Source organism: Tenacibaculum piscium, assembly GCF_021390755.1.
Taxonomy (GTDB): Bacteria; Bacteroidota; Bacteroidia; order Flavobacteriales; family Flavobacteriaceae; genus Polaribacter; species Polaribacter piscius.
The window spans coordinates 67,964-84,271 of the sequence record NZ_JAJGWR010000002.1; the positions used below are offsets into that span (position 1 = coordinate 67,964).

Here is a 16,308-nt window from a genome sequence, read left to right on the forward strand (position 1 = left end):
TTGCTTTTCTAAATTGACGATATGATACAGTCTATGACGGGTTATGGAAAATCCGTATTACAGTTGCCATCAAAAAAAGTAACCATTGAAATTAAGTCGCTAAACAGTAAAAACTTAGACTTAAATACCAGAATCCCTTCTTATTACAGAGAAAAAGAACTATCCGTTCGTAAAAAATTAGCGAGTAATCTGGTGCGAGGTAAAATAGATTTTTCTATTTATGTAGAAATGACCGCCGAACAAACATCAACAACCGTCAACAAAATAGTGGTTGAAAATTACATCGAACAGCTAAAAAAATCACTCGGAAATTCACTCGGAAATATATCGACTATTGATGAAAATCAAAAAATTGAATTCCTGAAAATGGCCATCAGAATGCCTGATGCCCTGAAAACAGAACGTGAAGAATTAGACGAAAATGAATGGACGCAAATTGAAATCCATATTGAAGAAGCGCTAAAAGAAATCATCGCATACAGAACCGATGAAGCCAAATCTTTAGAAAAAGATTTTCAACTACGAATCGCCAATATTCAAACAGCTTTACAAGAAATTAAAGAACTTGATAGCCAACGAATTGTTAACGTAAAAGAACGTTTGCAAAAGGCATTAACCGACTTGAAAATCGAAATTGATGAAAATAGATTCGAACAAGAATTAATCTACTATCTAGAAAAATTAGACATCAACGAAGAAAAAGTACGCTTAGAAAATCACCTGATTTATTTCCTAGAACAATTAGAAACAAACGATTCTAACGGAAAAAAATTAGGATTTATCGTGCAAGAAATTGGACGAGAAGTAAATACAATGGGCTCAAAAGCTAATTTTGCAGTAATGCAAAAAATAGTCATTCAAATGAAAGACGAATTAGAAAAAATAAAAGAACAAATTTTAAACGTTTTGTAAGATGTCAGAAAATTCTAAAAAAGACTTTAAAGGAAAATTATTAGTATTTTCAGCTCCCTCAGGTTCAGGAAAAACAACCATTGTTCGACACTTATTACAACAAGAAAAACTTAACCTAGAATTTTCAATATCAGCAACCTCAAGAAAAGCAAGAGGCGAAGAGGTTAATGGCGAGGATTATTACTTTATTTCTGCTCACGAATTTAAACAAAAAATTAAAGCAGATGAATTCTTAGAATGGGAAGAAGTATATCGAGATAACTTCTACGGAACTCTAAAAACCGAAGTAGAACGCATCTGGGCTTTGAAAAAACACGTTATTTTTGATATCGATGTTGCAGGAGGATTGCGTATCAAAAGTAAATTCCCTGAACAAACATTAGCCGTTTTTGTAAAGCCTCCAAGTATTGATGAACTTAAAATACGACTCAAAAAAAGAAGCACCGAAACCGAAGACAAAATAAATATGCGTATCGCTAAAGCATCCGTAGAATTGGCAACCGCACCGCAGTTTGATAAAATTATAAAAAATTACGATTTAACAATCGCTTTAAAAGAAGCAGAAGAATTAGTTCGTGATTTTATATCATAAAATAGTAAAAATAATAATACATATATTTTAAAACGGATTATGGGAAATTTCAGCAAAAATATCGGTCTGTATTTCGGAACTTTCAATCCTATTCATATAGGACACTTAATTATCGCCAATCAAATGGTCGAAAATTCTGATTTAGATGAAATTTGGATGGTCGTAACACCTCATAATCCGTTTAAAAATAAAAATACCTTACTCAATAATTACGACCGATTCGAAATGGTGCAATTAGCAACCAAAAATTACGATAAAATTAAAGCGTCCGATATCGAGTTTACCTTGCCACAGCCAAATTATACCATCAATACATTAACGCATATTTCGGAACAATATCCGAACTATAATTTTAACCTAATTATGGGAGAAGATAATTTGAAAAACTTCCATAAATGGAAAAATTATCAAGCTATTTTAGACGATTATCAATTATATGTGTATCCTCGAATATCCGAAGGAATTGTAGCCAATCAATTTATAAAACACGCCAAAATTCATCGAATTGAAGCTCCAATTGTACAAATATCTTCCACAATGATTCGAAATGGAATCAAAAATAATAAAAATATAAGACCATTAGTAGCAACGAAAGTTTGGGAATATATCGATAAAATGAACTTTTATAAAAAATAGTTTCGCTAAATTTTCATTAAATTTTCGTTGTATATTTGAAAAAGCTTCAAATTAAAAAAGTATAACGTGCCTCAAAATAAAAATAAAAAGAAACTCAAACATAAACTTAAACAAAAACTAGTCGATAAATATCGATTGGTAATTTTAAATGAAGATACTTTTCAAGAGAAATTTTCATTAAAATTATCACGCTTAAATGTCTTTGTTTTTAGTGGTATTTTTTCAATCGTATTAATTGGATTAACAACCCTGTTAATCGCCTTTACTGGACTTAGAGAATATATTCCTGGATATTCCTCAACCTCATTAAAAAAGAAAGCTACCCGATTGGTATATCAAACCGATTCCCTAAAAACCCGATTGGCTGTTATTGAACAATTTACAAAAGCTTTGAAACCCGTTTTAACAGGTGAAATAGGTCCCGATAAAATAGATTCTATACAAACAGAAATTAAAAATATAGGCGTTTATCAACAACAATTACAAGCTACCAAAGAAGATTCCCTATTTAGAGAAAAAGTGGAAATGAAAGACCGATTTCCATTATCCGAAGGAGCAGAAGGAAGAGCTAAAGTGGTGTTTTTTTCGCCCCTAACAGGTACCGTTTCTCAAATTTTTAATAGAGATGATAAACATTATGCTATTGATATTGTTGCAAAATCAGGAACGCCCGTAAAAGCAATTACTGATGGAACCGTGATTTTAGCAGAATGGACAGCAGAAACAGGTTATGTATTAACCATACAACACGCTAATGAATTTATATCGGTATATAAACACAATGGAACACTATTAAAACAACAAGGCGATATTGTCAAATCAGGCGAAGCCATTGCTAGTGTTGGTGATACAGGTGAATTATCAACAGGACCACACCTGCATTTTGAATTATGGAATAATGGATTTCCCGTAAATCCAACCGATTATATAGATTTTCAATAATAAAAATCAGCTAAAATATTGTATCATGAGCATCAAAGCATTATTAGCCATTCCTTTTGCTAAACAAGTACGAAAACAAGTGTATAAATGGGCAAATAATCCGCATAAAACACAACAAAAAGTATTCGAATATTTGGTATCAGAAGGATGTAAAACAGCTTTTGGTAATGATCATGATTTTGTGTCAATCAATAATTATGAAGATTTTAAAAAACGTGTTCCAATTACCGATTATGAAGGATTACGTAGCTATGTCGATAGGATGGTCGCAGGAGAAGAAAATATTTTGTGGAAAGGAAAACCACTGTATTTTGCTAAAACTTCAGGCACAACTTCTGGAGCAAAATATATTCCGATTACCAAAGAATCAATGCCAACACATATAAAATCGGCACGAAATGCCTTGCTTTTTTATATTGCCGAAACAAAGGATGCTAGTTTTGTAAACGGAAAAATGATTTTTTTACAAGGAAGCCCTGTTTTAGAAGATTTAAACGGTGTCAAATTAGGACGATTAAGCGGGATTGCAGCCCATTATGTACCGAATTATTTATTGAAAAATAGGTTGCCAAGTTGGCAAACCAATTGTATCGAAGATTGGGATACAAAAGTTGATAAAATAGTAGAAGAAACCATTGATCAAGATATGTCAGTCATTAGTGGAATTCCGTCTTGGGTGCAAATGTATTTTGAAAAATTAATCGCCAAAACAGGAAAACCAATCGCAGAAATATTTCCGAATTTTAATTTCTTCGTATATGGAGGCGTGAATTTTGAACCGTATAAAAATAAATTCGAAACGTTAATCGGAAAAAAAATTGATTATATTGAATTATATCCCGCTTCCGAAGGATTTATTGCGTATCAAGATTCGCAAACCGAAAAAGGAATGTTACTGCAATTAAATTCAGGAATTTTTTATGAATTTATTCCAGCATCCGAATTTTATGAGCAAAATCCTACCCGAATTTGTTTAAAAGATGTCGAATTAAACGTAAATTATGTCATTATTTTAAACACTTCCGCAGGACTTTGGGGCTATAATATCGGCGATACTATCGAGTTTATATCACTGAAACCCTACCGAATAAAAGTTACAGGACGTATTAAACATTTTATTTCCGCCTTTGGCGAACACGTAATCGGAAAAGAAGTTGAAAAGGCTTTAAATGATGCAATTATCGGTACAAAAACCACGATAAGTGAATTTACCGTTGCTCCACAGGTAAATCCTGAAAGCGGATTGCCGTATCATGAATGGTTTATCGAATTTGAAAATGAACCCGAAAATTTAACCGAATTAGCACAGAAAATGGACGCTTCTATGCAACATCAAAATGTATATTATTTTGATTTAATTACAGGGAAAATATTACAACCGCTTATCATCAGAAAAGTGAAAAAAGGTGGTTTTCATGAATATATGAAATCAATTGGAAAGTTTGGCGGACAAAATAAAATCCCACAATTATCAGACAATCGTAAAATTGCCGAAGTCTTAAAAAACTTTTTAGTGTAGTTTTTACTATGAATAATAAATACGTGTTTTTTATTTTATTGATGTACGTAATAAATTCTTTTTCTCAAAAAGCATTAGACGATTTGAGAAATAAAACAGATTCTATTTGTAGAAAAGTTCAAATAAAATCTTTTTGTAAAGTTCTTGAATTTTATAAATTAAAACAATACGATTCTTGCTATATTTATTCAAATAAAGCTTTATTAGACGTTACAACTACCAATCAAAAAGATATTATATATTATTTGCAAAGTATTAGTCCAACAGAAAAATCACTATTTAAAAAGGCACTGTTTAGCCTTGATAAAATATCAGATACAGGGCGTTTTGCTTCTTTAAAAAATTTAAGACTCGGTTATGTTTACTTAAATCAACAAAAATATGATACATCAATTTTAAGCTTAGAGAAATGCGTATCATCTAAAGATATTATGAAAGATGTTGAGCAAAGGTCAATGATCTATCATAATTTAGCAGCATGTTATTTTTATAAAAAAGACTTTAAAAAAGCTACTTTTTATTATGATAAACAGCTTTCTTTAATTCAAAAAAACGATACCACTTCTTTGATTAAATTAAAAATGGGAATGGCATATATGTATTACGATCAATATTTAGATAAACAAGCGATTCCCTTATTTAAAGAAAGTTATAATTTATCACAATTGTATACTGATATCGTATTAAAGGAAAGTACTGCTTTTAGTATGGCCGTGGTAGAAGAAAATAGAAAACGCTATAAAAAAAGTGTTAAGTATTACAAAGAAAGTAATCGCTGGAAAGATTCTATTTGGAATAAAGAGAAAATTTGGGAAATTACCGAAAGAGATAAAAAAATTGCCATTGCTTATAAACAGCAAGAAATTAGAATTAAAAATGAAGAAATAAAACGTCAAAAAATAGTTCAAAAAGGATTGATTTTTGGCGGAAGTTTATTGTTATTTCTTTTAGCGATTTTAGGGGTTGTCTATAAAAAATTACGAAGTAAGAATAAACTAATTATAGCACAAAAGGAAGCTTTAAGTGTGGCTAATAAAACAAAAGATTATTTGTTTTCGGTAGTTTCACATGATTTACGATCGCCTATAAATACGATAAAAAGACAGCATAAAAAACTAGAAAAACATATTGAAAATAATGATTTACCTGCAATTAAACAAGCAACTCAGCTGGCTATTTCAATTACGCAAAGTACGAGTCGTTTATTAGATAATGTACTGTATTGGTCGTTAGATCAAAGTAATATGTTAAGTTTTACTCCCGAAAAAAATGCCCTCCGCCCAATAATAGAACATCTTTTGTTTGATTATGAAAATTTAGGAAGTGTTAAAGATATTTCTATTTCAAGCGATTTAGAAACAGGGGTATTTGTTTTAATAGATAAAGAATCTTTAAAAATTGTACTGCGAAACTTAATCGATAATTCGATGAAATACATGAAAGATTCAGGAAGTATTTCGATTAAAATGAAAATATATTCCAAAAACCAAGCATCGATTGAAATTAAAGATACTGGAATTGGAATGTCACCAGAAAAACTTAAAGAAATTAATGGGTTAAAAGATGTATCCATAGCTAAAATAGACCATTCAAAAGGCGTTGGATTGGGCTTATTATTGTGTCAAACATTGATTAAAAAAAATAAAGGAACTTTGTTTTTTGAAAGTGAAGAAGGAGTTTATACAACGGCTGTTATTTTACTGCCTTTAGCTTAGTTATTAGTCTAGAAATTAGTTTGTTTAGTGTTTTTTTAAGATGATTTAACTTATAAAATAAGTATCTTCGTTAGTTAAAAAGCTATAAAAGATGAATAATTTACGACTGCTTCTATTAGAAGATTTAGAGGAAGAAGCGACAGAAATAATAAACTTATTAGAGGCACATGATTATGAAGTTATTCATGTGAAAAATACTAAAGACGCTGAAAAAGAACTAAAAAACCGCTTTTTTGATATCATTCTTTTAGATATTATGATTAACGGACAGCCAGATGGTATTTCGTTAGCACATCGCTTAAATAAAGAACAGATTGAAACGCCTTTTTTATTTTTAACAAGTATGCAAAGTAGGGTAGTATTTAACGATGCAAAACTTACAAAACCATACACTTATTTATTAAAACCATTTAATAAATTGGAATTACTGTATTCTTTAGAATTGGCTTTAGAAAAATTTTATGAACAGGGAAATAACAGCAGTTTAAGTGATGAAAAAGCGATTATTACACCTTCCTTTTTATTTGTTAAAAAAAACCAAGGTATTGTAAAGGTTGATATAAAATCAATTTTTTATGTAGAAGTTAAAGAAAAATACTGCCGGTTTGTTTGTGATCAAGATCAGGAGTATATAATTCGATTATCGTTAACAAAAGTGAAAGAATTACTTGGCGATACTTATTTTGTTCAAACTCACCGAAATTATTTAGTAAATCTTAAAAAAATACAAGCACTTTATTTTGAAGATAATTTATTGATTTTAAATAATAATCATAAAGTATTATTTAGTGATCGTTTTAAGAAGCAATTTTTGAAAAATAATAAGATTTTTAGATAAAAAAACAAATTATCAATTTTAATTTGAGGAACTAGGTATGTGTTAATAAAAAAGACACTAGGACTTAGCTTTGAGTGTAGCTCAGGTACTTTAAAGCGTAAAAAAGCAGTAAAAAACATAGTATCTTAATTCCCTCCCTCCTGAATTTGAATACATACATGTTAATTACCACTTTTTTTGTAGTTAAAAAACCCTTCTTTTATTTTTAACTTACTACAAATGTAAAGAGTAATTGAAAGTGATTTATTTTAGAATCCCTTAGTGCTTAAAAATAGGAGGTAAGCGTTTCTTATATTGGTATAAGTGTTTTTTTTGATTATTTCGTTTCTAATTCAAATACTTTTTGAAGCATTTTATCATTCATTTGATTCACTTTATACAAACCTTCATCGCTAAAAAGTTCTCTAGCGATGACTGTTTTTAGCGTTTCTTTTAGTTGATTTTTCGTTTTTTTAGAGAATTTATAACTTTTAAGTTCTTTGAAAAATTCAGTAGAAACATCATTTTTAGCATCAAAATTTTTGATAAATTCTTCGACTGTTAGGTTTTCTAATGCTGTACGATTATTATCGACATAATTAAAAGCAAAGGTATTTAAAGGTCTAAAAAAGATAGTTGGAATATAGTTTGTGGTATCTACAGACACAAAATAATCAGGAATAATACCGCCACCGCCGTACACAATTTTTCCTTTTGGCGTGGTAAATTTTAGACTATCAATAGTTTTAATGCTATCTTTTGTGAAAAACTCGCCATTTTTTAATCGAGTATCAAAATCGGTATCATATACCGAAGTTGCGTCTTCTTTTTTGTATGGTTTTTGAATGGAACGTCCTGTTGGCGTGTAATAGCGAGCGATTGTTAAACGAACTGCAGAACCATCTCCTAAATCCATTTCTTGTTGTACCAATCCTTTTCCGAACGAACGCCGACCGATGATAATTCCTTTGTCATTATCCTGTAAAGCTCCCGCAACAATTTCCGAAGCCGAAGCTGAATTTTCATCAATTAAAACATATAAACCACCTTTTTCAAAACTTCCTTTTTTGGTGGCAAACGATTCTTTAATGTTTCCTTTATTATTTTTGGTGAATACAATTAATTTTTCATCTTCTAAAAATTCATCAACAATACTATTGGCGATATCCACAAAACCACCACCATTTCCACGAAGATCAAATACTAAATCAGTCATTCCTTTTTCTTTTAAATCACGTAAAGAATTTTTAAATTCCTGATAAGAATTACGAGCAAAACGATTTAATTTGATATACCCAAGACTATCATTTAGCATATAAGCGACATCAACACTTTTAATATTTACCTTATTTCTATTGATATTTACATCAAAAATACTATCGATTGTTTTTCGATAAATTTGTAAGCGAACGCTTGTATTTGGTTCTCCTTTTAGGGATTTCATGATGGTTGTTGTCGATAAATTTTTACCGAATAAGGTATCTTTATCTGCGGATAAAATACGGTCGCCTGCTTTAATTCCCGCTTTAATACTTGGACCTCCTTTGATAGGTGAAATCACTGTAATAGTGTCGCCAATCATACGATATTGCACGCCGATTCCTACAAAATTACCTTGCATATTTTCGGTAATTAATTGAAGTTTTTCTTTGGGAATATATACAGAATGTGGGTCTAATTTACCGAGCATTTCGGTTATTGCACCGTCTAATAAATCATCAGTATTTACAGCATCGACATAATCATGTTGTATGTAATCGATTAAGCGTTTTATTTTTTTTTCCGATGCTGAATTTTTTCGGATAAAATTAGTTGTTGTTCCTTTGCTAAAAAAAGTTCCGATAAGGATACCTAAAACTACGGCAAAGGAAAAATAGATAGGGAAATTATTTTTTTTCATAAGGTAAATGTATGATTTTAACCCCTGCTTTTTCTAAAAAATCGATGCCAGAAGTATCTTTATAATCTTCGGCATAAACCACGCGTTTTATACCCGCCTGATGTATTAATTTGCTACATTGTTGGCAAGGAGAAAGAGTAATATATAAGGTCGCACCTTTGCATGATTGCGTAGAAGCAGCAACTTTTAAAATCGCATTTGCCTCGGCATGTAGTACGTACCATTTTGTGTAGCCTTCTTCGTCTTCACAATAATTTTCAAAGCCAGAAGGCGTTCCGTTATAACCATCAGAAATAATCATGCGATCTTTAACGATAATCGCGCCTACTTGTTTGCGTTTGCAATGCGATAATTTACCCCATTCTTTTGCCATTTTCAAATAGGCCTTGTCGTATTTTAATTGTTTTTTACCCAAAATAATAAATGAATTTATAGATTTTACAAGAGTTTTTAAAAGTTAATTATCTAATTCGTTACCAAAAAATACGATTCATCATCATCTCGAAAGCAATTCCCATAACAACTGATGAAACCACTAAAATCCAATCTCTTCGGTGTAAATTCAAGAATGTTAACGCTATTTTCCCTGTCAATAAAATTCCTAAAACAATAATAATTTGTGCGATTTCTACACCGATAGCAAATTCTAAAAGTGGCATTAATTTATCGGAAGTTTTACCAATCATTATTTTGAAATAATTTGAAAAACCAAGTCCGTGAATTAATCCGAAGAATAAAGCAAAAAATAAATTTTGATTTTCTTTTCCTACCGATGCTTTTTTAGCGGTTAAAACATTCAGCAAACCAGTGATGAAAATACTTAATGGAATTAAAAACTCGACTAAATCGGCATTTATTTTGACGATTCCATAGGCAGAAAGTGCCAAAGTTATCGAATGTCCAACGGTAAATAACGTGATTAACCATAAAACTTTTTTCCATTGTTTAAATTGATATACAATCGCCAAGACGATTAAAAATAAAATATGGTCATAGGCACTAATATCAAGCACATGAAATAAGCCCATTTTAAGGTAAAAAATAAAATCGTTCATTGATTTGAGTAAGTATTAATGATAATTAAATAATTAAAATGATAAATAGTTGAAATATAAAAAGTTTAAATTTTGATTTGTCGGTCTATTTGTTGGTCTAAAGAAATAAAGGTTTCGGTTCTGGAAACGCCTTTTATATTTTGAATATCCTTGTTTAATAAGTGCATTAAATCTTCATTATTTTTACAAAGTATTTTGATGAAAATAGCATAATTCCCTGTAGTATAATGACTTTCAACAACTTCAGGAATTTCTTTTAATCTTTTTATTGCTGATGAATACAAGCTCGAAGAATCTAAAAACACCCCTACAAAAGCGGTCGTATTATAGCCTAAAGCCTTCGGATTTAAGACCATTTTGTAGCCGTCAATTAAATCGGAAGCATCTAATTTTCGTAATCGCTGATGAATGGCAGCTCCTGAAATTCCAACTTCCCGAGCAATGCTTAAAATAGGCGTACGTGCATCGGCAACCAACCGTTTGATGATAATTTTATCAATTCCATCAATTTTTAACTTTTTAATCATACTGCAAAAATAAGCAAACTTCAGTAGATTATTTTTGAGCTTATCATGCAATGTTTATTATCTATTTTAAATTTTATTGCTTTTTTGATGCATATCAATTAAAGGATTAAAAATTAATGTGTTAAATTAGCATTTCCTTCAGAAGTAGTTGGCGAAGTATAGTCAAAACAGGAATCAGATTATTATCATAAAATAAATTATGAATACATCAAAAGTATTAACTTTTTTAGCACCTAAGGAAATGAGTAAAAGTAAGGGTGCCATTTTTATAGACATGGGGATTTCAGCAGGTTTTCCATCGCCTGCCGATGATTTTAAAGAAACACGTATTTCTTTGGATGAAGAGTTAATTAAAAATAAAGAGGCTACTTTTTTTGCGAAAGTTAGCGGACAATCAATGATTGGTGCAGGATTAGATGATAATGATTTATTAGTAATTGATAGAAGTATTACACCAACAAATAATAAAATCGCTGTCTGTTTTTTAGATGGAGAATTTACTGTAAAAAGATTAAGAGTAACCAAAGATGAAGTTTGGCTACAACCCGAAAATCCTGATTATCCTGTAATCAAAATTACCGAAGAAAATAATTTTATCATCTGGGGAATTGTAACAAGTGTTATTAAAAAAGTGTAATTTTAGAATATCAGTATAAAATAAAATCCAGCAAATTTGCTGGATTTTATTTAAAATATTTTCTATAAATGCTGTTTAGCAAAATTCATCGTAAGCTGCTGCTAAATTCTGTGCAATCGCTTGTGCTGAATGTCCTTCAATATGATGACGCTCTAAAATATGAACTAAATTACCATCCTTAAATAACGCAATCGCTGGAGACGATGGAGGAAAAGGAATCATCATTTCTCTTGCTCTTGCCGTAGATTCTTTCTCTACACCTGCAAATACAGTCGTTAAATTTGTTGGTGTTTTTTCAGCGCCTAAAGAGGCAATAGCTCCTGGTCTTGCAGTACCTGCAGCACAACCACAAACAGAGTTTACCATTACTAAAGTTGTTCCTTGTTTTGCTAATGCTTTATCAACATCTTCAGCGGTATATAATGCGTCAAAACCAGCGTCGATTAATTGATCACGCATCGGTTTTACTAATTCTTCTGGGTACATATTTTTTGTGTTAAATGGTTCTCTGCAAAGATACTTTATTTAAAAACAAGAATCAAACTCCAAAAAAGCATATCTAGAATGAAACTCGCCATTTTAATAAAAAAACAAGATTTAAGAAAATACTCAAAACTTAATAAATAGACCTAGCCCCGATTGAAGCAATTGTTTGAGCTCCTTTTTTTTGATTTTTCTTCAAAAAAAAGAGCGAGTGCGCAAAGCGGGAAATAGCTTCAAAATAACTCTAAAATAGCTTTTCGTTTTAAAAAAAGAAATAATTACTTAAAAATAAGATTAATAGTATATTTACATCTTTAAAAAAAAATAAAAATAAAATGGGAAAGTTTGCAAAATGGCTCGGAGCAGGAGTCGGATTTACAATGGGAGGACCTATTGGAGCTATTATCGGATATGCCGTAGGAAGTTTTATTGATGGCGTTTCTTTCAGCGATTTTAGCAATGAACAAAAAGAATATCAACAAAATACACAAGAAAAAAATAAAGAAAGAATGCAAGCCACTTCTGGCGACTTTGAAATAACATTACTGATCTTAGCTTCCGTAGTTATTAAAGCCGATGGGAAAATCGATCAACGTGAACTCGATTTCGTACGCCTGCATTTTGTAGAAATGTACGGGAAAGAACGCGCAAATCATGCCTTTAAATTGTTTAGTGGCATCATTAAAAAAGAAATTTCAACACGACAAGTTTGTATGCAAATCCGTCAACACATGACGCACTCCTCTCGTTTACAATTGCTACACTTTTTATTCGGAATCGCCAAAGCTGATGGGCAAGTAACAGCACTTGAAGAACAAGAAATAAAGAAAATTGCAGGGTATTTATATATCAATAATCATGATTATACATCCATAAAAGCAATGTTCTATGAAGAAGTTGATAGCGCCTATAAAATCTTAGAAATTACGAAACAAGCCACCGATAACGAACTTAAAAAAGCCTACCGAAAAATGGCTAAGAAATATCATCCCGACAAATTACAAGGATTAGGAGAAGAACACAAACAAGGCGCAAATCAGAAATTTCAGCAAATTCAAGGTGCTTATGAACAGATAAAAAAAGAAAGAGGACTTTCTTAAAAAGAAGTGCATAATTACTACAATTACAAGAAAATACGTAATTTCGCGAAATCAATAAATATAAAGAAAAAATGAGTACGAAGTTTACTGAATACAAAGGGCTTAACTTGCCAAATGTTGCAGATGAAATCCTAGATTATTGGAAAGAAAACAACATTTTTGAAAAAAGTATAACTACGCGTGATGATAATAAACCGTTTATCTTTTTCGAAGGACCTCCTTCGGCAAATGGTTTACCTGGGATTCATCATGCAATGGGACGTACCATTAAAGATATTTTTTGCCGTTATAAAACCTTAAAAGGATTTCAAGTAAAGCGTAAAGCTGGTTGGGATACCCATGGTTTACCTGTTGAATTAGGTGTTGAAAAAGAATTAGGTATTACCAAAGAAGATATCGGAACTAAAATTACGATAGAAGAATACAATATTGCTTGTAAAAAAGCAGTAATGAAATATACTGATATTTGGAATACGCTTACCGAAAAAATGGGATATTGGGTAGATATGGAAGATCCGTATGTAACTTATAAACCAAAATACATGGAAACTGTTTGGTGGTTGTTAAAGCAAATCTATAATAAAGATTTGATGTATAAAGGATATACAATTCAGCCATATTCACCAAAAGCAGGAACGGGTTTAAGTTCTCATGAAGTAAATCAACCAGGAGCATATCAAGATGTTACTGATACAACTGTAGTTGCTCAATTTAAAGCAATTACTGAAACGCTGCCTAGTGTTTTACAAAACGGAAACGATGTTCATATTTTAGCTTGGACAACAACTCCTTGGACACTGCCAAGTAATACTGCATTAACCGTTGGAAATAAAATTGAGTATGTTTTAGTAAAAACATTCAATCAATATACTTTTGAGCCTACTCAAGTAGTTTTAGGAAAACCTTTACTTGCAAAACAATTTGCAGGGAAAAAGTTTAAAGCTGTTGAAAACGAAGCTGATTTAGCAACGTATACATCAGAAGATAAACAAATACCTTATTTAGTAATTGCAGAATGTAAAGGTGCTGATTTAGTAGGTACTAAATATGAGCAATTATTACCTTATGCATTACCACACGATAATCCTGAAGAAGCTTTTAGAGTAATTTCTGGAGATTTTGTAACTACAGAAGATGGTACAGGAATCGTACATACAGCGCCAACTTTTGGAGCAGATGATGCTTTAGTTTGTAAAGATGCAGGCGTGCCACCAATGTTGGTTAAAGATGAAAATGATAACTTAGTTCCTTTAGTTGATTTACAAGGTAAATTTACCAAAGAAATGGGTGAATTTGCAGGGAAATATGTTAAAAATGAATATTATGCTGATGGCGAAGCTCCTGAGCGTTCGGTAGATGTAGAAATTGCCATCAAATTAAAAGAAGAAAATAAAGCCTTTAAGGTTGAAAAATATGTGCACAGTTATCCACATTGTTGGAGAACTGATAAGCCTATTTTATATTATCCGTTAGATTCTTGGTTTATTAAAGTAACGGAAGTTAAAGACCGTATGCATTCTTTAAACGAAGAGATTAACTGGAAACCTGAATCAACAGGAACAGGTCGTTTTGGAAATTGGTTGAAAAATGCCAATGATTGGAATTTATCTCGTTCTCGTTTTTGGGGAATTCCGTTGCCTGTTTGGAGAACCGAAGATGGTAAGGAAACCAAAATAGTAGGTTCTGTAGCTGAATTAAAAGAAGAAATGGCACTTGCTGTAAAAGCAGGCGTAATGACCGAAGATATTTTTGCTGATTTTGTATCAGGAGATATGTCTGATGAGAATTATGATACCGTTGATTTACATAAAAATGTAGTTGATAAAATTACCTTGGTATCAGCTTCAGGTGAGCCAATGCAACGTGAATCTGATTTGATTGATGTTTGGTTCGATTCAGGTTCTATGCCGTATGCACAATGGCATTATCCTTTTGAAAATAAAACATTGGTAGAAGATGGCTGGAAAACTGCCGATTTTATCGCCGAAGGAGTGGATCAAACTCGTGGATGGTTTTATACTTTACACGCTATTGCTACTATGGTTTTTGATGATAAAGCCTATAAAAATGTAGTTTCTAACGGATTAGTGTTAGATAAAAACGGACAAAAAATGTCGAAACGTTTAGGAAATGGTGTTGACCCATTTACTACCTTAGATAAATATGGTCCTGATGCTACACGTTGGTACATGATTTCAAACGCAAATCCTTGGGATAATTTAAAGTTTGATTTAGATGGAATTACCGAAGTAAGTAGAAAATTCTTTGGAACACTTTATAATACGTATTCGTTTTTTAGTTTATACGCTAATTTAGATAACTTCAATTATAGTGAAGCTGAGGTTCCATTAAATGAAAGACCAGAAATTGATCGTTGGGTTTTATCAGAATTAAATACGCTTGTTCAAAAAGTAGATGTATTTTATGCTGAATATGAACCAACAAAAGCAACTAGAGCAATTTCTGATTTCGTACAAGATCATTTAAGTAACTGGTATGTTCGCTTATGTAGAAGACGTTTTTGGAAAGGCGAATATGTACAAGATAAAATATCGGCATATCAAACTTTATATACGTGTATGCTTACGGTGGCTAAATTGGCATCGCCAGTAGCGCCTTTCTTTATGGATAAATTATATAAAGATTTAATAAGCACGACAAATAGTGAAGGTTTTGAAAGTGTACATTTAGCAGAATTTCCTGTTTGTAATGAGGCTTTAATTGATAAATCATTAGAGCGTCAAATGGAAAACGCACAAACGATTTCTTCTTTAGTTTTATCATTAAGAGCAAAAGAAAAAATTAAAGTACGTCAGCCATTACAAAAAATAATGATTCCTGTTTCAGATGCGACTCAAAAAGCAGCAATTTTAGCCGTTGCCGATTTAATAAAATCGGAAGTAAATGTGAAAGAAATTGAACTTTTAGATGATGCTTCTGATATTTTAGTGAAGCAAATTAAACCAAACTTTAAAGCACTTGGACCAAAGTTCGGTAAAGACATGAAGTTAGTTGCGGGGAAAATTAAACAATTTACCCAAGATGATATCATCAAAATTGAAAAAGAAGGAAGTCTTTCAGTAGAAGTTAATGGTAAAAATATCACCTTAGAAACTGCGGATGTAGAAATTTCATCGAAAGATATCGAAGGTTGGTTAGTGGCAAATGCAGAAGGTTTAACCGTAGCGTTAGATGTTACTATTAATGAAGAGTTACGTAAAGAAGGAGTTGCTAGAGAGTTAATCAACAGAATTCAAAACGGACGTAAAGAAACAGGTTTAGAAGTTACCGATAAAATTAAATTAACGATTTTAAAAACAGCTGATTTACAAGAATCTGTAACAGCAAATGAAAATTATATAAAGGCAGAAACATTAACGAATGAATTGGTTTTTGTCGATGAGTTAAGCGGTGGTACAGAAATTGAGTTTGATACCATAAAAAGTAGCATATTAATTGAAAAAGCATAAGTT

The 16,308-nt window shown here is 31.3% G+C and carries 15 protein-coding genes; 10 read left to right on the forward strand and 5 right to left on the reverse strand.

The window, feature by feature from the left end:
- The first annotated feature begins 21 nt into the window (after positions 1 to 21).
- The 7 genes from L0U72_RS04300 to L0U72_RS04330 all read left to right on the forward strand — a co-directional run bounded on the left by L0U72_RS04300 (position 22) and on the right by L0U72_RS04330 (position 7,154).
- Positions 22 to 912, forward strand: a complete 891-nt coding sequence (locus L0U72_RS04300) for a YicC/YloC family endoribonuclease (RefSeq protein ID WP_233884653.1) — start codon at positions 22 to 24, stop codon at positions 910 to 912.
- Position 913: 1 nt separating this feature from the next.
- Positions 914 to 1,504, forward strand: coding sequence for a guanylate kinase (gmk, locus tag L0U72_RS04305; protein ID WP_101917807.1), 591 nt, complete (start codon positions 914 to 916; stop codon positions 1,502 to 1,504).
- Between the two features lie 39 nt (positions 1,505 to 1,543).
- Positions 1,544 to 2,140, forward strand: coding sequence for a nicotinate (nicotinamide) nucleotide adenylyltransferase (gene nadD, locus L0U72_RS04310; RefSeq protein WP_101917806.1), 597 nt, complete (start codon positions 1,544 to 1,546; stop codon positions 2,138 to 2,140).
- Between the two features lie 66 nt (positions 2,141 to 2,206).
- The gene (locus L0U72_RS04315; protein ID WP_233898513.1) at positions 2,207 to 3,082 is read left to right on the forward strand and encodes a M23 family metallopeptidase; all 876 of its coding nucleotides are present in this window, start codon (positions 2,207 to 2,209) and stop codon (positions 3,080 to 3,082) included.
- Positions 3,083 to 3,107: 25 nt separating this feature from the next.
- On the forward strand, positions 3,108 to 4,601 hold the full coding sequence (locus tag L0U72_RS04320) for a GH3 auxin-responsive promoter family protein (protein WP_233897913.1): 1,494 nt from the start codon (positions 3,108 to 3,110) through the stop codon (positions 4,599 to 4,601).
- A 41-nt stretch (positions 4,602 to 4,642) separates the two neighbouring features.
- Entirely contained in the window at positions 4,643 to 6,316 is a 1,674-nt protein-coding gene (locus L0U72_RS04325; protein WP_233898514.1) for a tetratricopeptide repeat-containing sensor histidine kinase, read from the forward strand.
- Positions 6,317 to 6,407: 91 nt separating this feature from the next.
- Positions 6,408 to 7,154, forward strand: a complete 747-nt coding sequence (locus L0U72_RS04330; RefSeq protein WP_233898515.1) for a LytR/AlgR family response regulator transcription factor — start codon at positions 6,408 to 6,410, stop codon at positions 7,152 to 7,154.
- 316 nt (positions 7,155 to 7,470) lie between these two features.
- Here L0U72_RS04330 and L0U72_RS04335 read toward each other — a convergent pair whose 3' ends face one another.
- From L0U72_RS04335 to L0U72_RS04350, 4 genes are all read right to left on the reverse strand, one after another.
- Positions 7,471 to 9,033: a S41 family peptidase gene (locus L0U72_RS04335; protein WP_233898516.1), complete on the reverse strand. Its 1,563-nt coding sequence runs from the start codon at positions 9,031 to 9,033 to the stop codon at positions 7,471 to 7,473.
- Positions 9,020 to 9,451 carry a deoxycytidylate deaminase gene (locus L0U72_RS04340; RefSeq protein WP_101917800.1) on the reverse strand — a complete coding sequence of 144 codons (432 nt, stop codon included), beginning with the start codon at positions 9,449 to 9,451 and terminating at the stop codon, positions 9,020 to 9,022. The genes L0U72_RS04335 and L0U72_RS04340 overlap by 14 nt, the downstream gene beginning before the upstream one ends.
- A gap of 55 nt (positions 9,452 to 9,506) precedes the next feature.
- Complete coding sequence (locus L0U72_RS04345) at positions 9,507 to 10,088, reverse strand: HupE/UreJ family protein (protein ID WP_233898517.1); 582 nt, start codon at positions 10,086 to 10,088, stop codon at positions 9,507 to 9,509.
- Between the two features lie 65 nt (positions 10,089 to 10,153).
- Positions 10,154 to 10,615: an Lrp/AsnC ligand binding domain-containing protein gene (locus L0U72_RS04350; RefSeq protein ID WP_101917798.1), complete on the reverse strand. Its 462-nt coding sequence runs from the start codon at positions 10,613 to 10,615 to the stop codon at positions 10,154 to 10,156.
- Positions 10,616 to 10,814: 199 nt separating this feature from the next.
- On the opposite strand from L0U72_RS04350, the gene L0U72_RS04355 reads away from it, so the two are divergent.
- Positions 10,815 to 11,252: a LexA family protein gene (locus L0U72_RS04355; RefSeq protein ID WP_233861088.1), complete on the forward strand. Its 438-nt coding sequence runs from the start codon at positions 10,815 to 10,817 to the stop codon at positions 11,250 to 11,252.
- A 75-nt stretch (positions 11,253 to 11,327) separates the two neighbouring features.
- Here L0U72_RS04355 and L0U72_RS04360 read toward each other — a convergent pair whose 3' ends face one another.
- Positions 11,328 to 11,738, reverse strand: coding sequence for a BrxA/BrxB family bacilliredoxin (locus tag L0U72_RS04360; protein WP_101917796.1), 411 nt, complete (start codon positions 11,736 to 11,738; stop codon positions 11,328 to 11,330).
- A 332-nt stretch (positions 11,739 to 12,070) separates the two neighbouring features.
- Here L0U72_RS04360 and L0U72_RS04365 point away from each other — a divergent pair, with 332 nt between their 5' ends.
- Both L0U72_RS04365 and ileS read left to right on the forward strand, forming a co-directional pair.
- A complete protein-coding gene (locus tag L0U72_RS04365) occupies positions 12,071 to 12,835 on the forward strand; it encodes a TerB family tellurite resistance protein (RefSeq protein ID WP_233884631.1) in 765 nt (254 codons plus the stop codon).
- 71 nt (positions 12,836 to 12,906) lie between these two features.
- Positions 12,907 to 16,305: an isoleucine--tRNA ligase gene (gene ileS / locus L0U72_RS04370; RefSeq protein WP_233898518.1), complete on the forward strand. Its 3,399-nt coding sequence runs from the start codon at positions 12,907 to 12,909 to the stop codon at positions 16,303 to 16,305.
- The last annotated feature ends 3 nt before the right edge of the window (positions 16,306 to 16,308 follow it).